We start from the raw sequence: 22,243 nt of genomic DNA, 5'->3' as shown, positions 1-22,243 counted from the left end.
CGTCGCCTTCTAGTTCTTGAGCAGGTTGGCGTCGTCGACCGATGCCGACCTGCGGGTCCGGAAGATCTGCATGATGATGGCCAGCCCGACGACGACCTCGGCCGCTGCCACGACCATCACGAAGAACGCGATGACCTGGCCGCCGATGTCGCCGTGCAGCCGCGCGAAGGCGACGAACGCCAGGTTGCAGGCGTTGAGCATGAGCTCGACGCACATGAAGAGGATGATCGCGTTGCGTCGGATGAGGACCCCGACGGCGCCGATCGTGAAGACGATCGCCGCGAGGGCGATGTAGTTCATCGGGTCCATCAGCGGTTGGCCCCCTGCCCGTCCTGGCCGTCCTCGTCGCGGTCGGCCTCGGCGTCCTCGGCCCCGGCATCGGGGCCCGCCTCACCCGGCTCGTGGCTCTCCTTGGCCCAGGCCGTCGACGACGCCCCGCCGGGCTCCGGCTCGATGCCCATCCGCACGTCCGTGGGCACCCCCGACTGGAGTTCGGGGTCGCGCGCCAGCAGCACGGGGTTGAGGGAGAGCCGGGCCACCGACCCGTCGGGCAGCAGCGCCGGCATGTCGATCGCGTTGTGCCGGGCGTAGGTGCCGGGGCCGGGCAGCGGCGTGGGGTGGTCGCCCCGGATCCGCTCCCGGGAGATCTCCTTCTGGGTGCGGCGCTTCCTCAACTTGGTGACGTGCGCCAGGACCAGGGCGCCGAGCACCGAGGTGATGAGCAGCGCCCCGGTGGCCTCGAAGGCGATGATGTAGCGGTAGATGACCTCTCCGGCGATCCACGGGATGCTGCCGCCCGCGGCGGCGACCCCCTCGTCCATGCCGACGGGGTCGCCGGTGACGATGCGGGTCAGCCCCAGGGACAGCGAGCCGAGGAAGCCGAGTGCGACGAACGCGGTCAGCAGCCGCTGCCCGCGGATCGTCTCGACGAGGGAGTCGGCCGAGCTGACGCCGACGAGCATCAGCACGAACAGGAACAGCATCAGCACCGCGCCGGTGTAGACGACGATCTGCACCACCATCAGGAACGGCGCCTGGTTGATGCCGTAGAAGACGGCCAGCCCCAGCATGACGACGGCCATCATCACCGCGGAGTGGACGGCCTTGCGGCAGAACACCACGCCGAGCGCGCCGAGCACCACCACGGCGCCCAGCAGCCAGAACGTCGTGGCCTCCGCGGTGGAGATGGGGGCGGCCAGGGTGAGCGCGTCGACGGGGGTCGCGGGGGTCGCGGGCTGCGGTGTCACCGGACCGCCTCGCCGTCGTTCTCGACCTCGATGTCGCGGGACACGCTGTTTCCGGACCGGTAGTAGTCCTCCTCGGTGTCACCGAGCCGCATGGGGTGCGGCGGCGCCTCCATTCCCTCGCGCAGCGGCGCCAGCAGCTGCTCCTTGGTCCAGATGAGGCTCTCGCGGTTGTCGTCGGCGAGCTCGTACTCGTTGGTCATGGTCAGTGCCCGGGTGGGGCACGCTTCGACGCACAGACCGCACAGGATGCACCGCAGATAGTTGATCTGGTACACCTTGCCGTACCGCTCGCCGGGCGAGTACCTGGCGTCCTCGGTGTTGTCGCCGCCCTCCACGTAGATCGCATCGGCCGGGCAGGCCCAGGCACACAGCTCGCAGCCGATGCACTTCTCCAGCCCGTCGGGCCAGCGGTTCAGCTGGTGCCGCCCGTGGAAGCGGGGCGCCGTCGGGCGCTTCACCTCGGGATACTCGATGGTCGGCACCTTCGTGAACATGGTGTGGAAGGTGACGCCGAACCCCTTGACGGGGTTGAGGAAATCAAGCACCGGTAACCTCCTCACGCTTCTCGGCTCGGTTCGGTGGAGTCGGGGCGGTCCGCGGCCCCTCCGCGGGCACGCTGCTGCCGTAGTGCGGCAGGTTCTGCGGGGGCACGGGGAACCCGCCGTAGGAGGCGTCCTCGCGCATCCGCCGCACCTCCTCGTGGTGTTCGGCTTCCTCTTCGGCGCGCCGCCGCCTCGCGGACCGCACCATGGCGTAGGCCGAGGCGGTGAACAGTGCGGCGAAGGCGACGCCCACACCGACGGTCGCCCACAGCGGGGCGCCCTCGTTGTCCATGACGCGGATGACGGCGAGCGCGGTGATCCAGACCAGCTGCACGGGGATGAGGATCTTCCAGCCGAGCTGCATGAGCTGGTCGTAGCGGATGCGGGGCAGGGTGCCGCGGATCCAGATGAAGAGGAACATGACGCCCATGAACTTCAGCAGCCACCACAGCGCCGGCCACCAGCCCTCGTTGGCGCCGGGCCAGAAGGCGGTGATGGGCCAGGGTGCGAGGTAGCCACCGAGGAAGAAGGTCACCGAGATCGCGGCGACGGTCACCATGTTCACGTACTCGGCCAGGAAGAACATGATGAACTTCATCGACCCGTACTCGGTCATGAAGCCGCCGACCAGCTCGCCCTCGCCCTCCGCGAGGTCGAAGGGCAGCCGGTTGGTCTCGCCGACCATGGTGACCAGGTAGATGAGGAACGACGGGAGCAGGATGACCGCGAACCACACCGGCCGCTGCGCGTCGACGATGCCCGAGGTGGTCAGCGTCCCGGCGTACATGAACACCGCCACGAACGACAGGGCCATCGCGATCTCGTAGCTGATGACCTGGGCCGAGGCACGCAGGCCGCCGAGCAGGGCGTAGGGCGACTGGGAGGCCCAGCCGCCGAGCACGATGCCGTAGACGCCGACGGCGGCGGTCGCCAGCACCACCAGCGCCGCGATCGGAAGGTCGGTGAGCTGCAGTTGGGTCTGGACGCCGAACATGGTGACCTCGCCACCGACCGGGATCACCGAGAAGGCGATGAAGGCGGGGACGGCGGCGATCATCGGCGCGGCGATGTAGAGGGCCCGGTCCACGCCCCGGGGGATCAGATCCTCCTTGAGGGAGAGCTTGATGCCGTCGGCCAGGGACTGCAGCAGCCCCCAAGGGCCGAACCGGTTGGGACCGTGACGCTGCTGCATGCGGCCCATGACCTTGCGGTCGGCCATGATCATCATCAGCACGCAGACCATCAGGAACACGAAGATGGCGAGCGCCTTGATCAGGATGATCCACCAGGGATCACCGCCGAACGCGTCCAGCCCGGGCTCGGCGGCCAGCACCGCGCCGACGCCCGCGGCTTCCGGCGGGATGGCCATCACGTCTCGCTCCCTGCACTCGTGTCGGCGGCCTCGCGGGCCTGCTTGTCGACTTCCAGGTCCACCAGGGCACCGTTGGCGGCGCCGAGTTCGCGGCGGATGTCGCGACCCTCGCCGTTGGCGGGCAGCCACACCACACGGTCGGGCATCTCGGTGACGACCGCGGGCAGGCTGACCGACCCGCCGGAGCCGGTGGCCCGCAGCACCCCGCCGTCGGGCAGCCCGATCTCCGCGGCGGTGGCGGCCGAGATCCGGGCCAGGGCGGGCCGCGCGGTGCCGGCGAGGTAGGGCTCGCCGTCCTCCATCCGGCCGCCGCCCAACAGCTGCCGCCAGGTGGACAGCACCGCCTGGCCGGGGCCCGGCTCGGGCCGCTGCTCGGCGGCGGTGACGGGGTCGGGGACCCGTTCGCCGGCCCAGCGGCCCAGCCGGCTCAGCTCACCGTGCGCGGCCTCGGCGGAGGGAAGGCCGAGGTGGACGTCCATCTCGTCGGCGATCGCGGCCAGCACCCGCAGGTCGGAGAGGATCCCGGGGACCTTCAGCGCGTCCCCGAAGGGGCGTTCGCGGCCCTCCCAGTCGACGAACGTCCCGGCCTTCTCGGCGACGGCGGCGACGGGGAACACCACGTCGGCGCGGTCGGTGACCGCACTGGCCCGCAGTTCCAGGCTGACCAGGAAGGGCACCCGGGCCAGGGCGGCACGGGCGAGTTCCGGGTCGGGCAGATCGTCCAGGTCGACCCCGGCGATGACCAGCGCGTCGAGTTCTCCGGCGGCGGCCGCGCGGAGGATCGCGTCGGTGTCGCGGCCCTCCTGCTCGGGCAGCGCCCCGACCGCCCAGGCACGCGCGGTTTCGGCGCGGGCGGCGGCGTCGGCCGCGGGGCGTCCGCCGGGCAGCAGGTTGGGCAGGGCACCGGCCTCGATTGCACCGCGCTCGCCGGCCCGCCGGGGGACCCAGGCGATCCGGGCGCCGGTGCGGTCGGCGAGCCGGGCCGCGGCCGACAGGGCACCGGGGGTCTCGGCGAGGCGTTCGCCCACGAGGATGAGCGCGCCGTCGGCACCGAGCGCTTCGACCTCTTCGGGGTGGGTACCCGCTAGCCGCTGGATGGCCCGCGCCTCGTCGCCGGGCGCGGTGGCGATGAGCGAGCCGTCCATCCGGTCCAGTGCCCGGTCGCCGTACGCGGCGATCGAGTACACCTTCAGGCCCTTCTTCCGGGCGGCCTTACGCAGCCGCAGGAAGACGATGGGCGACTCGTTCTCCGGTTCCAACCCGGCGAGCAGGACGGCGGGGGCGGCCTCGATGTCGTCGTAGCTCACCCGGATGCCGGTCCCGGCGACGCGGGCGGCCAGGAAGTCGGTCTCCTCGGCGGAGTGGGCGCGGGCCCGCATGTCGATGTCGTTGGTGTGCAGCGCCACCCGGGCGAACTTCGCGTACGCGTAGGCGTCTTCGAGGGTGAGGCGGCCCCCAGTGAGGACGGCGGCGCGCCCGCGCGCCGACTCCAGTCCGCGCGCGGCCGTGGACACCGCTTCGGGCCAGGAGGCGACCTCCAGCGCCCGGCTCTCCTCGTCGCGGACCAGGGGGCGCTTGAGCCGGTCGGGCTGGGTGGCGTACGTGAACGCCCACCGGCCCTTGTCGCAGTTCCACTCCTCGTTGACCTGCGGGTCGTCCCCGGCCAGGCGGCGGGTCACCTTGCCGCGCCGGTGGTCGGTGCGCTGGGCGCAGCCCGAGGCGCAGTGCTCGCACACGCTGGGCGTGCTGACCAGGTCGAAGGGGCGGGAGCGGAACCGGTAGGCGGCGCCGGTGAGCGCGCCCACCGGGCAGATCTGCACGGTGTTGCCGGAGAAGTAGGACTGGAAGGGCTCGCCCTCGGCGATGCCGACCTGCTCCCGTGCGCCGCGCTCCAGCAGCTCGATGAAGGGGTCGCCGGCGATCTGCGCGGAGAAGCGGGTGCAGCGGGCGCACTGGATGCAGCGCTCGCGGTCGAGCAGCACCTGGCTGGAGAGCGCGATGGGCTTGGGGAAGGTCCGCTTGGTGTCGAGGAAGCGGGTCTCCCCCTGCCCGCTGGACATCGCCTGGTTCTGCAGCGGGCACTCGCCGCCCTTGTCGCAGACCGGGCAGTCCAGCGGGTGGTTGATCAGCAGGAACTCCATGATCCCGCGCTGTGCCTTCTCCGCCACCGGCGAGGTGAGGTGGGTCTGGACGACCATCCCCTCCATGACGGTGATGGTGCACGACGCCTGCGGCTTGGGCATGGCGCGCCCGTTCCCGGCGTCGGGGATCTCGACCAGGCACTGGCGGCAGGCCCCGGCCGGGTCGAGCAGCGGGTGGTCGCAGAACCGGGGGATCTGGATCCCCAGCAACTCGGCCGCACGGATCACCAGGGTGCCCTTGGGCACTTTGATCTGGAACCCGTCGATGGTGACGGTGACAAGGTCCTCGGGCGGCACGGCGGGGGTGCCCCCGGACGTCGTGTTGGCCGTGACGGTCATCACGCACCTCCCCAGAGGGTCGACTTCGCATGATCGAACGGGCATCCCCGCTGCTCGACGTGGTCTATGTACTCCTGGCGGAAGTACTTGATCGACGACATGACCGGGCTGGCGGCGCCGTCGCCCAGGGCGCAGAAGGAGCGGCCGAGCAGGTTGTCGCAGATGTCCAGCAGCTTGTCGAGGTCGGCCTCGCTCCCCTCGCCACGCTCGATGCGGTCGAGCACCTGCACCATCCAGTAGTTGCCCTCACGGCAGGGGGTGCACTTGCCGCAGGACTCGTGTTCGTAGAAGGCGATCCAGCGCCCGGCGGCGCGGACCACGCACGTGGTCTCGTCGAAGATCTGCAGGGCGCGGGTGCCGAGCATCGACCCGGCGGCGCCGACCGATTCGAAGTCGAGCGGGGTGTCGAGGTGCTCGGCGGTGAAGATCGGGGTGGACGACCCGCCGGGGGTCCAGAACTTCAGTTCGTGTCCGGATCGGATCCCCCCGGCCATGTCGAGGAGTTCGCGCAGGGTGATGCCGAGCGGTGCCTCGTACTGGCCGGGCCGGGTGACGTGCCCGGACAGGGAGAAGAACCCGTACCCGGAGGACTTCTCGGTGCCCATGGCGGTGAACCACTCGGCACCGTTGGCGACGATGCTGGGGACACTGGCGATGGACTCGACGTTGTTGACCACGGTCGGCGAGGCGTACAGCCCGGCGACGGCGGGGAACGGCGGCTTGAGCCGGGGCTGGCCGCGGTAGCCCTCCAGGGAGTCGAGCAGCGCGGTCTCCTCGCCGCAGATGTAGGCGCCGGCCCCGGCGTGCATCACCACGTCGAGGTCGAAACCGCTGCCGAGGATGTCCTTGCCGAGCAGCCCTGCGGTGTAGGCGTCGGCGACGGCCTGGCGGAGCCGCCGGATGACGTGCAGGACCTCCCCGCGGACGTAGATGAAGGCCAGGTTGCTCCGGATGGCGTAGGAGGAGATCGCCACGCCCTCCAGCAGCACGTGCGGGTTGGCGAGCATGAGCGGGATGTCCTTGCAGGTGCCCGGCTCGGACTCATCCGCGTTGACGACGAGGTAGCGGGGCTTGGGGTTGTCCTTGGGAAGGAACCCCCACTTCATCCCGGTAGGGAACCCGGCGCCGCCGCGCCCGCGCAGGCCGGAGGCCTTCACGAGGTCCACCAGGGTGTCGGGCTCCATGTCCAGGGCGGTGCGCAGCGCCTCGTAACCGCCGGTGGCCCGGTAGCCGTCGAGGGTGAACAGGTCGGGTCGGTCCCAGTCCTTGGACAGGACGGGGGTGAGCGGCGCGGGTGTGGTCGGCGTGGTCACTTCGCCTCCCCCTCTCCGGTCTCGGCGGGGCGGTGCGGGAGGGCCGCGGGGTCGGGCGCGCTCCAGCCGCGTTCGCGGGCCAGGCGCAGGCCTTCCAGGGAGGGCTCGCCGGCCTGGGTGCCCTCGCCGGCGCGCCCGTCGGAGAAGCCGGCGAGCACCCGGGAGGCCTGCTTCCAGGTGCACAGAGTGTCGGGGCCGCGGGTGGGGGCGACGTCCCTGCCGAGCCGCAGGTCGTCGACGAGGCGGCGGGCCGACTCGGGGGTCTGGTTGTCGAAGAACTCCCAGTTGACCATCACGACGGGGGCGAAGTCGCAGGCCGCGTTGCACTCGACGTGTTCGAGGGTGACCGAGCCGTCCTCGGTGGTCTCGCCGTTGCCGAGGTCGAGGTGCTCCTTGAGCGCGGCGAAGATCTCGTCGCCGCCCATGACCGCGCACAGGGTGTTGGTGCAGACGCCGACGTTGTAGTCGCCGCCGGGCCGCCTCCGGTACATGGTGTAGAAGGTGACCACCGCGGTGACCTCGGCCTTGGTCAGGCCGAGCCGGTCGGCGCAGAACGCGATCCCGGCCATGCTCACGTAGCCCTCCTCCGCCTGCACGAGGTGCAGCAGCGGCAGCAGGGCGGAGCGCTCCCGGGGGTACTTCGCGATGATCTCCTTGGCGTCGACCTCCAGCCGGGCCCGTACCTCTTCGGTGAATCCGCCGGTCGTCGTGCTCACCTGTCCACCCCTCCCATCACTGGGTCGATGCTGGCCACCGCCGCGATGACGTCGGCCACGGTTCCGCCCTCGCACATCGCCGCGACCGCCTGCAGGTGGGTGAAGGACGGGTCGCGGAAGTGCACGCGGTAGGGGCGGGTGCCGCCGTCGCTGACCGCGTGGCAGCCGAGTTCGCCCTTGGCGCTCTCCACGGCCGCGTATGCCTGCCCGGCCGGGACCCGGAAGCCCTCGGTGACGAGCTTGAAGTGGTGGATGAGCGCCTCCATGGAGCCGCCCATGATGTGCGCGATGTGGTCGGGTGAGTTGCCCAGGCCGTCGGCGCCCAGCGAGAGCTTGGCCGGCCAGCCGATCTTGGCGTCCTCGATCATCACCGGGCCGGGTTCGAGCCGGTCGAGGCACTGCTCGATGATCCGCAGGCTCTGCTCCAGTTCGGCGACGCGGACCCGGTAGCGGGCGTAGACGTCGCAGCCGTCGGAGACGGGGACGTCGAACTCGTAGTTCTCGTAACCGCAGTAGGGCTTGGCCTTGCGCAGGTCCCAGGCCAGCCCGGAGGCGCGCACCAGCGGGCCGGTGATACCCAGCGCCATGCAGCCGGCCAGGTCCAGGTAGGCGATGTCGCGGGTGCGGGCGAGGAACAGCGGGTTGGCGTCCAGCAGCTTGCGCATGATGGTGATGCGCCTGGGCATCTCCGCGAGCAGTTCCCGGATCTTGCCGGTCGCGCCGGGCGGCAGGTCCTGGGCCACCCCGCCGGGGCGGATGTAGGCGTGGTTCATCCGCAGGCCGGTGATGAGCTCGAAGATGTCGAGCACCATCTCCCGCTCGCGGAAGCCGTTGGTCATGATCGTGGTGGCGCCGATCTCCATGCCGAACGTCGCCATCGCCACGAAGTGCGACGCCATCCGGTTGAGCTCCATCATCAGCACGCGGATGACGTTGGCGCGCTCGGGGATGCGGTCGGTGATGTCGAGGAGCTTCTCCACGGCCAGGCAGTAGGCGGCCTCGTTGAACAGCGGCGTCAGGTAGTCCATCCGGGTGACGAACGTGGTGCCCTGGGTCCACGTCCGGTACTCGGTGTTCTTCTCGATGCCGGTGTGCAGGTAGCCGATGCCGACACGGGCGTCGGTGACGGTCTCGCCGTCCAGGGTGAGGATGAGCCGCAGCACGCCGTGGGTGGAGGGGTGCTGCGGACCCATGTTGACGACGAGCCTCTCGGCGCCGCTGGACTGGGCGCGCTGGATGACCTCGTCCCAGTCGCCGCCGGTGGCGTCGATGTAGTCCTCGGTGATGTTGGTGCTCATGAGTAGGACCTCCGCTGCTCGGGCGGGGGGATCTTGGCGCCGCGGTACTCCACCGGGATCCCGCCGAGCGGGTAATCCTTGCGCTGCGGGTGGCCGTGCCAGTCGTCGGGCATCTGGATGCGGGTCAGCGCGGGGTGGCCGTCGAAGACGATCCCGAAGAAGTCCCACGCCTCGCGCTCGTGCCAGTCGTTGGTCGGGTAGGTGGCCACGATCGAGGGGATGTGCGGGTCGGCGTCGGGGCAGGTGGTCTCGACGCGGATCTCGGTGTTGTGGGTGATCGAACGCATTTGGTAGACGGCGTGCAGCTCGCGGCCGGTGTCCTCGGGGTAGTGCACGCCGCTGACACCCAGGCACAGCTCGAAGCGGAGCCGCGGGTCGTCGCGCAGTCTCCGCATCACCTCGGGCAGCGCTTCGCGGCGCACCTGGAAGGTGATCTCGCCGTGGTCGACGGCGACCCGCTCCACCGCATCGGCGTAGGAGACGGGGGCGTCGGCGAGGGCGCTCTCCAGGGCGTCGGCGACCGTGTCGAAGTCGGCGGTGCGCGGGTCGTCCGGGTCGGTGTAGGGCCGCACGGCGTCGGGGACGGCCGGTCGGCGCACCAGCAGTCCGCCGTAGCCGGAGGTGTCTCCGGTGGTGCGGGTGCCGAACATGCCCCGGCGGGCGATGGGCGAGGCGAGGCGGTCCTCCCCGGCCTTGGCGGGCAGGTTCTCCTCGCCGTCGTCGCCTCCGGGAGCGGCGGTCGCGTCGTCCGTCATCGCGTCACCTCCTCGGGGCGCTCGATCAGCGGGAGGGAGCGGCGCATCCGGCGCGCCTCCTCTTCCTCGATCTCCTGGCGGCGGTGCGCGCCGAGCTTGGTGTTCTGGACCTTGTCGTGCAGCTTGAGCACGGCGTCGAGGAGCATCTCCGGGCGCGGCGGGCAGCCGGGCAGGTAGATGTCGACGGGGACGATGTGGTCGACGCCCTGGACGACGGCGTAGTTGTTGAACATGCCGCCGCTGGAGGCGCAGACGCCCATGGCGATGACCCACTTGGGTTCGGGCATCTGGTCGTAGATCTGCCGGAGGACGGGGGCCATCTTCTGGCTCACGCGCCCCGCCACGATCATCAGGTCGGCCTGGCGCGGGGTCGCCCCGAACTTCTCCATGCCGAACCTGGCGAGGTCGTAGTGCGGGCCGCCGACCGACATCATCTCGATGGCGCAGCAGGCCAGGCCGAACGTCGCGGGCCACATCGAGGTCTTGCGGACGAACCCGGCGACCTGTTCGACGGTCGTCAGCATGACGCCGCTCGGCAGCTTCTCTTCAAGCCCCATCCGGCGAACCCCCCTTCCCGTTGCTGGAGTTGCTGGAGTTGCTGGAACTGCTGGAGTCGTTGGCGTGGCCGGGCCGTCGGTCGTCGGCCGCAGGTGCGTGCGTGCGCGGTCCGAGCGGGGTCCCGGGTGCCGTTCCGGCGCGGATCACTCCCATTCCAGGCCTCCGCGCTTCCACTCGTAGGCATAGGCGATCGACACGTTGACCAGGAAGAGCAGGACCGCGATGACACCGAAGACACCGAGGGCGTCGAAGTGGACCGCCCAGGGGATGAGGAAGATGATCTCGATGTCGAAGACGATGAAGAGCATCGCCGTCAAGTAGTACTTCACGGTGAAGCGGCCGCCGCCGGCCGGCTGCGGCGTGGGCTCGATGCCGCACTCGTAGGCCTGCAGCTTGGCGCGGTTGTACCGCTTCGGCCCGACGACGGCGCCGACGACCATCGAGACCACGACGAACGCGGCGCCGATCGCACCGAGAACGAATACGGGTGTGTACAGCTCCATTACCAGCCGTTCCCCTTCATGCCCATGGAGTGCGCGGGTGTGCGGGTCGGGTGTGCGGACGGCATGGCGGCGGACCCGCTTGTGATCGTGTTCACGAGCGGGGTCGGGCGGTGGTGTGCGCTCGCCATGGCTTCGCGTCCTGTGCCGGTTCCCTGCGCTACGCCGCGGGCGCCATCTTGGATATCCCGTTGATCACGCGGTCCATCGCGTCCCCCCGGCTGGGCTCGGTGAGATTGGCCAGCATCTTCAGCATGAATTTCATGAGGGTGCGCTGGGGGAGGCCGTGCTTGGTCGCCAGCCGCATGAAGTCCGGATTGCCGATCATCTTCACGAAGTAGCGGCCGAGCGTGTAGTAGCCGCCGTAGGTGTCGGAGAGGATCTGCGGGTAGCGGTGCAGGGTGCGTTCGCGCGTCTGGACGGTGGGGCGGCTGAGCGCCTGCACCACGACGTCGGCGGCGATGTGTCCGGCCTCCATGGCGTAGGCGATGCCCTCGCCGTTGAAGGGGTTGACCATGCCCCCGGCGTCGCCGACGAGCATCAGCCCGCGCGCGTAGTGGGGGGTGCGGTTGAACCCCATGGGCAGGGCGGCGCCGCGGATGGGACCGCACTGCCGTTCCTCGGTGAAGCCCCACTCCTCGGGCATGCTCGCGGTCCAGCGGCGCAGCAGCTTGCGGTAGTCGATGTCGCGGAACCCGGCCGAGGAGTCGAGGATGCCCAGGCCGACGTTGCTGGTGCCGTCTCCGACGCCGAAGATCCAGCCGTAGCCCGGGAGTAGTACGTCCTTGCCGCCGCTTGAGTCCCACAGCTCCAGCCAGGACTCCAGGTAGTCGTCGTCGTGGCGGTGGCTGGTGAAGTAGGTGCGCACGGCCACACCCATGGGGCGGTCGTCGCGCTTGCGGACGCCCATGGACACGGCGAGCCGCGAGGAGTTGCCGTCGGCGGCGATGACGAGCGGCGCGCGGTAGGTGAGCGGCTCGCGGTCGGGGCCCTTGGCGCGGACGCCGGCGACGCGGCCGGTGCGCTCGTCGAGAAGCGGTCCGGTGACGGTGGTGTTCTCGCACAGCCGCGCGCCGGCCGCGACCGCCTGGTCGGCGAGGATGCGGTCGAAGTCGTAGCGGGTGCGGACCAGGCCGAAGGAGGGGTACTCCGCGAGCTCCGGCCAGGGGAGTTCGAGCCGGACGCCGCCACCGATGATGCGCAGGCCGCGATTGCGGATCCACCCCTTGTCGTCGAAGGAGATACCCATGGCTGCCAGCTGCTTGACGGCGCGCGGGGTCAGTCCGTCGCCGCAGACCTTCTCACGCGGGAAGGAGGTCTTCTCCAACAGGAGGACGTCGAGCCCGGCCTGGGCCAGGTGGTAAGCCGTCGTGGAGCCGGCGGGTCCGGCGCCGACGACGATCACGTCGGCCTCGATCGCGGGGTGGCCCCGGACGGACAGTGGGGTGGCTGCTGTCTCGCTCACGAGTTCGGTCCTTGACGTACGTGTCGAGCGGTGTGCCGCTCTGCGGGGGTGCGCCTGCGGGGCGGCGCTTCATTCGCGGATGTGTCCTACGTCTACATGCGCTGTTACCAATGACTCGTTAGCTTGTGAAGGACTTCACAAGGCCTCGGTCCAGAGTCTAGACCCATCGACGCCCCCAAGGCGAGTCCCAGATGACCTTCTTCTTGATGACTCACGAATCATGACAAAAGCGCCATCTTGCCTGTGACCTGCGTGCATGAAGTGAAACACGCCCGGTTTGTCGCCCAAAATCACCAAAGAGCCGTCCATACCAAAAAGACCCTGAAGCGCATTGCTTCAGGGTCTTTGTCGGAAAACCGTTCGCGGCCCGGCGTCGGGCGCCGCCGCCCGGGGGCCGCGTCGGCCGTCAGGACTCGCGCACCCCGCGGTGAAGTGCGACGACGCCCATGGTGAGGTTGCGCCACGCCACCCGGGACCACCCGGCGCGCTGCAGCCGCGCGGCCATCGCGGCCTGGTCCGGCCAGTGCATGATCGACTCGGAGAGGTACTCGTAGGCCTCGGCGTTCGAGGTGAAGCACTTGGCGATCTTCGGCAGCGCGGCCATGAGATAGGTGGAATAGAACCGGTCGACCAATTCGACCGGGATATGGCTGAATTCGCAGATGACCATTCGGCCGCCGACCTTGGTGACCCGGCGCAGCTCGCTCAGCGCCTGGTCGACGTCGTTGACGTTGCGCAGCCCGAAGGAGATCGTCACGGCATCGAAGGTCTCGTCGGCGAACGGGAGCCGCAGCGCGTCCCCGGCCACGAAGGTCACCCCGCCGCGCGAGGCCCCGCCCCGGCGCTCGGCGCCGACCCGCAGCATGCCCTGGGAGAAGTCGCAGGCGATGACCCGCGCCCCCTTCGACACGAACGACTCGGCGGAGGTCCCGGTCCCGGCGGCCAGGTCGAGGACGAGCTCACCGCTGTAGGCCTCGACCGCCTTCACCACGGCGCGCCGCCAGACGCGGTCCTGTCCGAGCGAGATGACGTCGTTCACCAGGTCGTAGCGGCTGGCGATGCCGTCGAACATCGTGGCGACGTCGGACGGCTGCTTGTCGAGTTCGGCGCGGGTCATGCCCACCAGATTACGGCGGCCCCCGGCCCGATCGGACCCGGTTCGCACAGCGTGCCGCCGCACGCCTCCGGCATCGAAGGCAGGAATGGTTACGGTAAGCGAACAGCAATCACCCGGAGTCGCACCTCGGTGAACCGGCGGTCCCCCCGCACAGTGGTCTCGTGGTTCCGCCCGACGAGACCGGAGAACACCGCCCGTGGGACTGAAGAAACACCGCGAACACCGGGGACACCGCGGCCTTGCGGGGCGCCCCCGGCACAGCCGCCCGATGCTGACCGCGGCGCTGAGCACGCTCACCCTCCTCGCCTCGGCGCTGACCGCGGGGCCCGCCGACGCCGCCCCCGCGGCGACCCCGCACACGCGGGTCGTCGGCGAACGGCCCGTGTCCTGGACGCCGCACGTCCTGGACGGCAGCGTCAAGACGATCGCGCAGGTCGGCGACGTGGTCGTCGTGGGCGGCGACTTCACCAGGGTCACCGACCCGCGACGGCAGCGGACCCACACCCGCGAGAACATCTTCGCGTTCGACTACGGAACCGGACGGATTCGCCCCGACTTCGCCCCGCGGGTCAAGGGGACGGTCCGCTCCCTGGCGGCCGGTCCCGGCGACACCGTCTACGTCGGCGGATCCTTCACCGGGATCGACGGCGACGGCCGCCGCGGGGTGGCCCGCCTGTCCGTCTTCACCGGACGGCCGGTCGACGGGTTCAGCGCGAGCCTGGGCAACGGCTCGGTCTACCGGCTGGCCTCCTACGACGACGAGCTCTACATCGGCGGCACCTTCCACTCCGTCAACGGCGTCTCCCGCGCCGCCCTGGCCCTGCTCGACGCCTACACGGGGGAGGTCGACACCGGCTTCGACATGCGGCTGAGCAACTCCCGCCGCGGGTCGCTGCGCGTCCAGGAGCTGGCCCTCAGCCCGGGCGGCACCCGACTGGTGGTCGGCGGCACCTTCACCCGGGTGCTCGGGCAGCGGCGCTACCAGGTCGCCATGGTCGACACCGGCGTCGAGCCGGCCCGGCTCAGCCGCTGGTCCACGGAGGCCTACAGCGCACCGTGCGACTACAACCGGATCCACACCTACATCCGCCAGATCGACTTCGCCCCGGACGGCTCCTACTTCGTGATCGTCACGGCCGGCGGCCCGTACCTGAAACCGGGGCTGTGCAAGACCGCGGCCCGCTGGGAGACGGGCGACATCCCCAACGCCCGGTACACCTGGGTCAACCACACGGGCGGCGACTCCCTCTACTCGGTCGCCGCGACCGGCCCCGCCGTCTACGTGGGCGGCCACCAGCGGTGGATGGACAACCCCCGCGGCCACCTCAACGCCGGCCCGGGCGCCGTCCACCGCGAGGGCGTCGCCGCCCTCGACCCCAGAACCGGCGCGTCCCTCCCCTGGAACCCCGGCCGCCAACGCGGCCACGGAGCCGAGGCCCTGACCGCCACCCCCACCGGCCTCTTCATCGGCAGCGACACCGAACGCCTCGCCGGCTACAAACGCGACCGCATCGGCATGTTCCCCCTCCGCTGAGAGGGGCCGCGGCGGGGAAAGCGATTTCCAACCCTCTTTCTTCGTTGAGCTCGTAGATATTGGGGTATCAGCGTCGATTTTTACCCCAGTATCCCCGAGATCAACGAAGAAAGAGGGCCCCGGTGTCGGGGGGCCGTCTTCGCTCTAAGGCTCAGAGTCGGCCGGCCTTGACGTCGGTGAGGACGGCACACCACTCGTTGCCGGTGAAGGCGAGGTGCCCGAGGGAAGGGTCCTTGGAGTCGCGGACATCCACGTTGTTCAAGGCTCCCCTGACCTCGACGCACTCAAACTGTGCTCCCGAGTAGGAGGACTTCTCCCGGTCGCCCTCGATCATCGTTCTCAGCATCTCCACTGACTTCTCGGGGGTGTCCGCCCCCACAAGGGCGGAACGAAACAAGGCCTCATGGCGTCGGACCTCCACCTCGGCGTCGATCACGGGGGACCCGGCACTGTGATCCACCCGAAGCACGGTGCCCTGATCGCGGAGCTCTAGGAACCGGAACGACCCGCTGGAGAGCGCTGCACACCGCGACCCGTCCGAAATGATGCCGATCGTAATCGGCCCACCCTCGGCCAGGTCCACGAGATGTCGGACCTGTGCTTGGTGTACTGCCGGACCTCCCACTGGCCGACGAATAGCCGACTCGTAGGCAACTATCGACAGGATCGGGGGATCATCCCTGGTCAGCTCGGTCAGTCGCTCTGTACGGACGCGCACGAGGCCTTCGATCACTTCTGCCGATTCCCCGGGGCGCCCCTGCTTGAAGATGTGACGCGCGTAGTCAGGCACCTGGAGCAGCCCAGGTACGAGCATGGGGGCCGCCATCGCAATGGACCGTGCCTTCGATTCAAGCTCCGTTACGCGTTCGTGCCAGGCGGGGCTGGTCGATCGGCGTACGGCACGTGGCCAGGCCCTCGTGCTGGCCCCATCCGCGGCGAGGGCCTGGTCCACCGCCTCGGTCAGCTCCTTGCGGGCGGTCCGGACACCCTGTTCGACCGCCGAGGTCGTGTGCGATGACGGCACCCGGCACCGGTGCGTCCACCGCGAGCGCTTCCCTCTGTGCAGCGCGCTCAAGCGGCGGGCCAACTCCTTCACGGTCACGCTCTTCCACGAACCCGCCGGGGCGTTCTGCTACCACGTGCGGCAGGTCATCCCCCGCCTGAGCGGCGCCGAGACCGAAACGCGGCGGCTGGCCGAGTTCGTCGCCGCTGTCAGGGTCCAGCGGCAGCGGCGGGCCGTGTGCGGTGCCACCGCGGAGAACCTCGCCGTGCACACCGTGCGGCGGACCTTCGGGCTCGACGGGCTTATACCCGACGACCCCTGGGGCACGCTGCGCTGAGGTGCGCGCAAAGCGGCCGCCCGGTCCTGCGGAGGGGGCAGGGCCGGGCGGCCTTCACGTGTGTCCGTTGATCTCGGCGAGGTGCACCGAGGCCCGCGGGCCTCGGTGCACCTCGCCGAGATCAACGGGGGCTGACGACGCTGTGGGTGCGTCAGTGGGTGCGGTCGGCGGCGGTGGTGGCCGACGTGGCGTCGTCCGCTTTGGTGTCGGCGCTCGCGTCGGCGGCGGGCTCGGCCGACTCGGTCGCCGCAGCGGCCGCCGCACGCTGGGCGGCGTCTTCCTTGGACGCGCCCTCTTCGAGGCGGTCACCCATGCCGCGCATCTTGGCGAGGCCGTCGGCGACGACGGTGGACATGGCGTCGCGCTGCTGGGACAGCAGGACGTAGCTCACCAGTCCGCTGATCAGGAAGGCCAGCGCCAGAGCGAGGAAATCACGGGCGCCCAGGAGATACAGCACACCGAGCGCGACCGCGAAGAGGAGGAGCCGGGACGCGGTGTAGACGAGGACGCTACGCACGAAAACTGCCTCACAACGGGTGAAGATCGGAATAGATTGGTCTTGTGGGAGAAATCACCGGCGCGGTGACGTCGGCGGCTTCGGCACCGGCCCCATGCCTCCTCGGCATGCCCACCGGAGCATCCCCTACCTCACCAGGGTAAGGGCAGGTCCATGGGGTCCGTCATCGACCCCGCGTGGGCGCCGGAGCACGACCAGCCCCATAAAGAACGCGGATCATCGGACGTATCGAAACCGACAGGCAGGAATAAAGGTTACGTTCCGATCACATATCGCGCACTCGCCCCCTGTTCCACTCAATCTTTACGAAAACTAGGGAGGAAACGGACTAACTCGTGCAGACTAGGGGATCAAACGCCCGCCTCCCCCAGACATCGACGGCGGGCCCGAAGGGGGATTGTGAAGGTGGAAAGAGGAAGCGAACGCTTGCTGACCCCCGGAGAGGTGGCCTCGCTCTTCCGGGTCGACCCCAAGACGGTGACCCGCTGGGCTGCCTCAGGCCGGATCAGCAGTATCCGAACACCCGGCGGACACCGCCGGTTCCGTGAGTCCGAAGTCCGCGCGTTGCTGCACGGGGAGCCCACAGAGACGACCACCTGACGAGCTCCGAGACCTCATCCCCAGCCCGTCACGCGGAGAACGGCGAGTTGGATCTCCCCCTCGACCACCGAGTCAGCGTCTCCCCATGCAGGTGGGGTGGATCGAAGATAGGCTTTCACCATGGTGTGGCTCGCTGGTCTGATCACGCTCATCTCGATCGTGCTCTGGGTGTACGCGTTCTTCGACGCGCTCACCTGCCCTGCGGATGAGGCACGTAACCTGCCCAAACTCCTCTGGCTGGTCATCATCGCGCTCTTCGTTCCGGTCGGTGCCCTGCTCTGGCTCTTTCTCGGACGCCCCCAGGCGGCGACCGCGAGCGCCACGTCGACCGGGCCCCATCCCGCGTCGACCGAGCACATGGACCCATCCGACCCGCAGCCACCGTCCGGGCGATCCCATCCGCTCGGCCCGGACGACGACCCGGAGTTCCTGCGCCGCCTGAACAAGCGGATCAACCCCGAGGACTGAGACGTCGCACGTGCGTGTGGGGCCCACCCGGCATCCGGGTGGGCCCCACACTTTCGTCGTCCGGTCGGTGCCGACTGTCCGGCCTACCGTCACGCGTAGCTGTGCAGGCCGCTGAACATGTAGTTGACACCGAAGAAGTTGAACAGCAGGCACGCGAAGCCGATCAGGCCGATCCAGGTGGCCTTGGAGCCGCGCCACCCGGCCGTCGCCCGCGCGTGCAGGTAGGCGGCGTACACGACCCAGGTGATGAAGGACCAGACCTCCTTGGGGTCCCAGCCCCAGTAGCGGCCCCACGCCTCGTCGGCCCAGATGGCGCCGGCGATGACGCCGAACGTCCACAGCGGGAACGCGAACAGGATGAACCGGTGCGACACCCTGTCGAGCAGTTCGGAGCTGGGCAGTCGGCCGGCGATGCCGGCGACCTTCTCGCCCGCGGCGCGCTTCAGCTCGGTGCGGTTCGCCACCAGGTAGGTGATGGCCGCCGCACCCGAGACCATGAACCCGCCGGTGGCCAGGATCAGCGCCGACACGTGGATCGGGATCCAGTAGGAGTCCAGCGCCGGGATCAGCGGACCGGCCTCCGTGTAGAGCCACTTCACGCCGATACCGAGCAGCAGCACCACCGGGATCAGAACGAACATCCCCAGGTAGCGCGCCTGGTAGCGGACCGCGGCGAACAGGAACGCGGCCACCGCGCACAGGCTGATCGCGACGACGAACTCGAACATGTTGCCCCACGGCCAGCGATCGGCCGCCAGCCCGCGGGCCACGATCTGGGCGAGGTTGACCAGGAACCCGGCGGTGGTGACGGCCAGCGCCACCTTGCCCAGGAAGTGCTGGGAGGCCGTGGCCGCGGGTTCCTCGTCGCGCACATTGACCGTCATGTCGTCGTCGAGGTCGTGCGGGGCCGACCGGCCATCGGCGCCCGCACTCGCGTGAACGGGCACGAGCCGGTTGCCGCGCAGGGTCTCGCGGCGCCCGTAGGCGGCCTCGACCACGAACAGGAACAGGGCGATCGAGTACAACACGATCATGGCCAGGATCAGGTTGTCGCTGATCGATGCCAGATTCTGGTTCACCGCCGTCTCAGCGGCGAGCATCTGCATCACCGGTTACTCCTTCGTCCCTGCGTCATGTTTGGCGGTTGTGGGTGTGGATGCGGGCGCATCCCGCAGTCGGTCCCTGAGTCCCGTGGCGATCCGGTGGAACTCCGCGGTCGCCCACGCGGCGTCGGTCTTGCTGAGCCCGGCGACCTCGACCACGGTACGCCCGTCGTCGCCCCGCTTCGCACGCACCCAGGCGCGGCGTGGGCGGACGAACAGTGTGGCCAGCAGCCCGAGCACCGCCAGTGTCGACGCCAGCAGCGCGGGGATCCGCGCCGGGTCGCTGTTCACCTGCATGCTCAGGTAGTCGCGGTAGCCCTTGAAGGTGATCGTCCCAGAGCCGTCCGGCAGCTCCCAGGTGTCGCCCGGCCGCAGCTCGGGCGAGTCGCCGATCTCCTCCATGTCCTCCGTGTAGAGCTGGTAGACCGACTGCGGGCTGCGCATGCCGAGGTCGCCCTTGAACGCCTGGAGGGTGACGACGGGGTTGCGCGCGTCGGGGAAGTCGGAGATCAGCTCGCCCTCGGAGTTCTGCGCCTCCGACGGATAGAAGACCGCGCTGAAGCCCAGCTGGTCCTCGTCACCGGTGTCCGGGACCTTGACGACACCGTCGGAGGTGAAGCTGAACGTGTCCCGGAAGAGGAACGGAACGGCCTGGTCGAACACGACGTCGCCGTCGGAGTTGGTCACCTGGAACTCCGGCGCGTAACCGTGGCCCAGCAGGTACACCTGGGCGCCGTCCACCGACAGCGGCTTGTTGACCTCCAGTCGGTGCTTCTCCTCGGGGGCGTCGGGCGCCTCCTTGTAGGTGAGGTCGGCGACGTAGGACTCGGCCTGGCCGCTGAGGTTGCCGTCCTCGATGAAGCTGGCCCGGAACTCGTCCACGGTGAACGAGAACGGCTGCAGGTCCTCGGCGTCCACGAGGTGGCCCGGGTAGAACGCGTCGTAGGAGGGCACACCGTTGGCGAAGCCGGTGCCCTCGACCACGAGCATGTTGCCGCGGTAGCCGAAGAAGGACCCGGCGGCGACCGCGAGGAGGATGGCCAGCAGCGCGAGGTGGAAGACGACGTTTCCGCTCTCCCGCAGGTAGCCCCTTTCCGCGGCAACGGAGCCGCCACCGGGGGTTCCCGTGGCGTCGGCCCCGGGTCCGGACTCGGCGTCGGTCTCCGTCCGGTACCCCTTGAGCACGGTGCGCGCCTGCTTCAGCACCTCGTCGGGCGCGGCGTCGGTCGTGAAGCGCGCGGAGTAGGGCATCCGCTCAAGGTTGCGCGGCGTCTTGGGCGGGCGGGCCCGCATCGCGCGGTAGTGCGCCATGGCCCGGGGCAGCACGCACCCGGTCAGTGACACGAACAGAAGCAGGTAGATCGCCGCGTACCAGGGCGAGGAGTACACGTCGAAGAGATAGAACCGGTCCAACCACGGCGAGATGTCGGGGTTGTCCAGGTAGTAGTTGGTCACCTGGTCGACGCTGACCTCGCGCTGCGGCAGCACGGAGCCGGGGATGGCGCCGATGGCCAGCAGGAAGAGCAGGATGAGCGCGGTTCGCATCGACGTGAGGATGCGCCAGGCCCAACGCGCCCAACCGAGCGCGGACAGCCGGGGGACGGCGACGTCGTCGCGGCCGCCCGGCGTCGGGGCGGGGGGCGTCGCCTCACCGTCTGCGGCCCCGACGGCACCCGTCCCATCGGAGTCCTTGGTTCCACCGGGTTCGCCGGTCGTCACTGAGGTCACTTCTCAAATCACCGTAGTAAAGCCTTGGGTCCAGCCCTGCATGATGGCTGTGATGTCGGTCCAGACGCCGCTGACCAGGAGCAGGCCGACGAGCACCAGCATCAGCCCGCCCGCGGCCGTCACGACCCGGTGGTGGCGCTTGATCCAGTCGAAGGTGCTCAGGGCGCGGCGGTAGAGCAGGGACGCGCCGATGAACGGCAGGCCCAGCCCCACGCAGTAGGCGAGTGACAGCAGGGCCCCGCGGCCCGCGCTGCCCTCGGTGAAGGCGAGGGTCTGCACGGCGGCGAGGGTCGGGCCGATACACGGGGTCCAGCCGAGGCCGAAGAGCACGCCGAGCAGCGGGGCTCCGGCCAGACCGGCCTTGGGCAGCCGGGTGAAGCGGATGTCCCGGTTGAGGCCGGGGATCACGCCCATGAACGCGAGCCCGAGCAGGATCGTCAGGACGCCCAGGACCCGGGTGATGGGGTCGGCGTAGTCGAGCAGCAGCCCGCCGACGCTCCCCACGAACGCGCCCACGGACACGAACACGACGCTGAACCCGGCGATGAAGAGGATGCTGCCGGCGAGCATGGTCCAGCGGCGCGACTCCAGCTCCTCATCGACGCTCGGCACGGTGGCGGTGCCGGTCGCGGAGCCGGGAGCAGCGCCATGACGGGTACCGTCGGCGGCCGCGCCGCCTCCGCAGTGCCCCTCTCCGCTGGTCTGCGCGCCGTCCTGCTCGGCGGCACGGCGCGCGCGGCGGGCAGCCGCCATGTCGGCGCCGCTCATCCCGGTGACGTAGGAGAGGTAGCCGGGGACCAGCGGCAGGATGCACGGTGAGAGGAAGGACACGAGCCCCGCGGCGACGGCGAGCGGGATGGCGAACAGCAGGGAGCCCTGCAGGATGGTCTCGGCGATCATCCCGTACCAGCGTCCCCGCTGTCTCCGCCGTCCCCGCCACTCTCGGCGACGACGGTCTCGACGAGTCCCTTGAGCTGCCGGTAGTCGGTCTCACCGATGACGCGCGCGGCGATGCGCCCCTCGCGGTCGATGACCAGCGTGCTGGGGATCGCCTTGGGCGGAACGGTCTCGCGGAACGCCTGGACGACCTCGCCGGGCTGGTCGTAGATGCTCGGGTAGCCGACCCCCTGGCTCTGCTCGAAGGCCTTGGCTGCGGTCTTGTCGTCCTTGATGTTGACGCCGAGGAATTCCACCCCGTCGTCGGCGAACTCGCTGTGGACCTCCTCCAGGACCGGGGTCTCGGACCGGCACGGCCCGCACCAGCTCGCCCAGAAGTTCACCACGACGATGTCGCCCCGGTAGTCGGCCAGCGCGATGGCGTCGCCGTCGAGGCTCTCGCCGCCGACCTCGGGCGCGTCCTTGCGCTCGTCGGGCTCATAGGAGGTGCTGGAGCCGTCCCCGGCGATGTAGCGGTTGTCGGAGCTCCCGGTCTCGGCGGTCCCGCCTCCGGCGCATCCGGCCAGCGCCGTCAGGGCCGCGAGCGCGGCTGCGGCACTCAGGAGGGCCGGGCGCAGGCGAGCGCCGGTTCGGTTACAGGGCATCGGTGGGACCTCGGAAACGGGAGGTGAAGGCGGGCACGACGTCAACAAC

At 69.8% G+C, this 22,243-nt stretch carries 23 protein-coding genes; 4 read left to right on the top strand and 19 right to left on the bottom strand.

The features are described 5' to 3' along the window. Positions 1-9: 9 nt before the first annotated feature. From nuoK to HNR23_RS25525, 13 genes are all read right to left on the bottom strand, one after another. The gene (gene nuoK / locus HNR23_RS25585) at positions 10-309 is read right to left on the bottom strand and encodes an NADH-quinone oxidoreductase subunit NuoK (RefSeq protein WP_184079508.1); all 300 of its coding nucleotides are present in this window, start codon (positions 307-309) and stop codon (positions 10-12) included. Then, positions 309-1,247, bottom strand: a complete 939-nt coding sequence (locus HNR23_RS25580) for an NADH-quinone oxidoreductase subunit J (protein ID WP_184079506.1) — start codon at positions 1,245-1,247, stop codon at positions 309-311. The genes nuoK and HNR23_RS25580 overlap by 1 nt, the downstream gene beginning before the upstream one ends. Next, the gene (gene nuoI / locus HNR23_RS25575; RefSeq protein ID WP_184079504.1) at positions 1,244-1,792 is read right to left on the bottom strand and encodes an NADH-quinone oxidoreductase subunit NuoI; all 549 of its coding nucleotides are present in this window, start codon (positions 1,790-1,792) and stop codon (positions 1,244-1,246) included. Before nuoI ends, HNR23_RS25580 begins: the two co-directional genes overlap by 4 nt. After that, positions 1,785-3,158 carry an NADH-quinone oxidoreductase subunit NuoH gene (nuoH, locus tag HNR23_RS25570; RefSeq protein ID WP_184079502.1) on the bottom strand — a complete coding sequence of 458 codons (1,374 nt, stop codon included), beginning with the start codon at positions 3,156-3,158 and terminating at the stop codon, positions 1,785-1,787. Before nuoH ends, nuoI begins: the two co-directional genes overlap by 8 nt. Then, a complete protein-coding gene (locus HNR23_RS25565; RefSeq protein WP_184079500.1) occupies positions 3,158-5,641 on the bottom strand; it encodes an NADH-quinone oxidoreductase subunit G in 2,484 nt (827 codons plus the stop codon). The genes nuoH and HNR23_RS25565 overlap by 1 nt, the downstream gene beginning before the upstream one ends. Beyond that, positions 5,641-6,954 carry an NADH-quinone oxidoreductase subunit NuoF gene (nuoF, locus tag HNR23_RS25560; protein WP_184079498.1) on the bottom strand — a complete coding sequence of 438 codons (1,314 nt, stop codon included), beginning with the start codon at positions 6,952-6,954 and terminating at the stop codon, positions 5,641-5,643. Before nuoF ends, HNR23_RS25565 begins: the two co-directional genes overlap by 1 nt. Continuing rightward, entirely contained in the window at positions 6,951-7,670 is a 720-nt protein-coding gene (gene nuoE / locus HNR23_RS25555; protein WP_184079496.1) for an NADH-quinone oxidoreductase subunit NuoE, read from the bottom strand. Before nuoE ends, nuoF begins: the two co-directional genes overlap by 4 nt. Then, a complete protein-coding gene (locus tag HNR23_RS25550; protein ID WP_184079494.1) occupies positions 7,667-8,968 on the bottom strand; it encodes an NADH-quinone oxidoreductase subunit D in 1,302 nt (433 codons plus the stop codon). The genes nuoE and HNR23_RS25550 overlap by 4 nt, the downstream gene beginning before the upstream one ends. After that, positions 8,965-9,723 carry an NADH-quinone oxidoreductase subunit C gene (locus tag HNR23_RS25545; protein WP_184079492.1) on the bottom strand — a complete coding sequence of 253 codons (759 nt, stop codon included), beginning with the start codon at positions 9,721-9,723 and terminating at the stop codon, positions 8,965-8,967. The genes HNR23_RS25550 and HNR23_RS25545 overlap by 4 nt, the downstream gene beginning before the upstream one ends. Further along, a complete protein-coding gene (locus HNR23_RS25540) occupies positions 9,720-10,280 on the bottom strand; it encodes a NuoB/complex I 20 kDa subunit family protein (RefSeq protein WP_184079490.1) in 561 nt (186 codons plus the stop codon). Before HNR23_RS25540 ends, HNR23_RS25545 begins: the two co-directional genes overlap by 4 nt. A gap of 144 nt (positions 10,281-10,424) precedes the next feature. Continuing rightward, a complete protein-coding gene (locus HNR23_RS25535; protein WP_184079488.1) occupies positions 10,425-10,784 on the bottom strand; it encodes an NADH-quinone oxidoreductase subunit A in 360 nt (119 codons plus the stop codon). A 157-nt stretch (positions 10,785-10,941) separates the two neighbouring features. Further along, positions 10,942-12,246, bottom strand: a complete 1,305-nt coding sequence (locus HNR23_RS25530; RefSeq protein ID WP_184079486.1) for a geranylgeranyl reductase family protein — start codon at positions 12,244-12,246, stop codon at positions 10,942-10,944. 406 nt (positions 12,247-12,652) lie between these two features. Further along, complete coding sequence (locus HNR23_RS25525; protein WP_184079484.1) at positions 12,653-13,363, bottom strand: demethylmenaquinone methyltransferase; 711 nt, start codon at positions 13,361-13,363, stop codon at positions 12,653-12,655. A 268-nt stretch (positions 13,364-13,631) separates the two neighbouring features. Here HNR23_RS25525 and HNR23_RS25520 point away from each other — a divergent pair, with 268 nt between their 5' ends. Continuing rightward, positions 13,632-14,897 carry a delta-60 repeat domain-containing protein gene (locus HNR23_RS25520; RefSeq protein ID WP_184080887.1) on the top strand — a complete coding sequence of 422 codons (1,266 nt, stop codon included), beginning with the start codon at positions 13,632-13,634 and terminating at the stop codon, positions 14,895-14,897. Between the two features lie 151 nt (positions 14,898-15,048). Here the strand turns inward: HNR23_RS25520 and HNR23_RS25515 are convergent, their stop codons facing one another. Beyond that, positions 15,049-15,849 (bottom strand): DUF397 domain-containing protein, encoded by an 801-nt coding sequence (locus HNR23_RS25515; RefSeq protein ID WP_343070720.1) that lies wholly within the window; start codon positions 15,847-15,849, stop codon positions 15,049-15,051. Between the two features lie 55 nt (positions 15,850-15,904). On the opposite strand from HNR23_RS25515, the gene HNR23_RS25510 reads away from it, so the two are divergent. Continuing rightward, positions 15,905-16,237, top strand: a complete 333-nt coding sequence (locus tag HNR23_RS25510) for a hypothetical protein (RefSeq protein WP_184079480.1) — start codon at positions 15,905-15,907, stop codon at positions 16,235-16,237. 151 nt (positions 16,238-16,388) lie between these two features. On the opposite strand, the gene HNR23_RS25505 is transcribed toward HNR23_RS25510, so the two are convergent. Further along, positions 16,389-16,754, bottom strand: a complete 366-nt coding sequence (locus HNR23_RS25505) for a DUF4229 domain-containing protein (RefSeq protein ID WP_184079478.1) — start codon at positions 16,752-16,754, stop codon at positions 16,389-16,391. A 399-nt stretch (positions 16,755-17,153) separates the two neighbouring features. Here HNR23_RS25505 and HNR23_RS25500 point away from each other — a divergent pair, with 399 nt between their 5' ends. Next, positions 17,154-17,354 (top strand): BldC family transcriptional regulator, encoded by a 201-nt coding sequence (locus tag HNR23_RS25500; protein ID WP_026125787.1) that lies wholly within the window; start codon positions 17,154-17,156, stop codon positions 17,352-17,354. A 120-nt stretch (positions 17,355-17,474) separates the two neighbouring features. Further along, positions 17,475-17,822: a PLD nuclease N-terminal domain-containing protein gene (locus tag HNR23_RS25495; protein WP_184079476.1), complete on the top strand. Its 348-nt coding sequence runs from the start codon at positions 17,475-17,477 to the stop codon at positions 17,820-17,822. An 89-nt stretch (positions 17,823-17,911) separates the two neighbouring features. Here the strand turns inward: HNR23_RS25495 and ccsB are convergent, their stop codons facing one another. The 4 genes from ccsB to HNR23_RS25475 form a co-directional block, all read right to left on the bottom strand. Further along, positions 17,912-18,931: a c-type cytochrome biogenesis protein CcsB gene (gene ccsB / locus HNR23_RS25490; protein WP_184079474.1), complete on the bottom strand. Its 1,020-nt coding sequence runs from the start codon at positions 18,929-18,931 to the stop codon at positions 17,912-17,914. A gap of 3 nt (positions 18,932-18,934) precedes the next feature. Next, positions 18,935-20,470, bottom strand: coding sequence for a cytochrome c biogenesis protein ResB (resB, locus tag HNR23_RS25485; protein ID WP_184080885.1), 1,536 nt, complete (start codon positions 20,468-20,470; stop codon positions 18,935-18,937). A gap of 186 nt (positions 20,471-20,656) precedes the next feature. After that, positions 20,657-21,553 carry a cytochrome c biogenesis CcdA family protein gene (locus tag HNR23_RS25480; RefSeq protein ID WP_184079472.1) on the bottom strand — a complete coding sequence of 299 codons (897 nt, stop codon included), beginning with the start codon at positions 21,551-21,553 and terminating at the stop codon, positions 20,657-20,659. Further along, positions 21,550-22,194 (bottom strand): TlpA family protein disulfide reductase, encoded by a 645-nt coding sequence (locus HNR23_RS25475; RefSeq protein WP_184079470.1) that lies wholly within the window; start codon positions 22,192-22,194, stop codon positions 21,550-21,552. The genes HNR23_RS25480 and HNR23_RS25475 overlap by 4 nt, the downstream gene beginning before the upstream one ends. Positions 22,195-22,243 lie beyond the last annotated feature (49 nt).

The sequence above is a fragment of the Nocardiopsis mwathae genome, from assembly GCF_014201195.1.
Classification (GTDB): Bacteria; Actinomycetota; Actinomycetes; order Streptosporangiales; family Streptosporangiaceae; genus Nocardiopsis_C; species Nocardiopsis_C mwathae.
The sequence above is the reverse complement of the archived record's forward strand: the minus strand, read 5'-3'. Positions and strand labels throughout refer to the sequence as shown.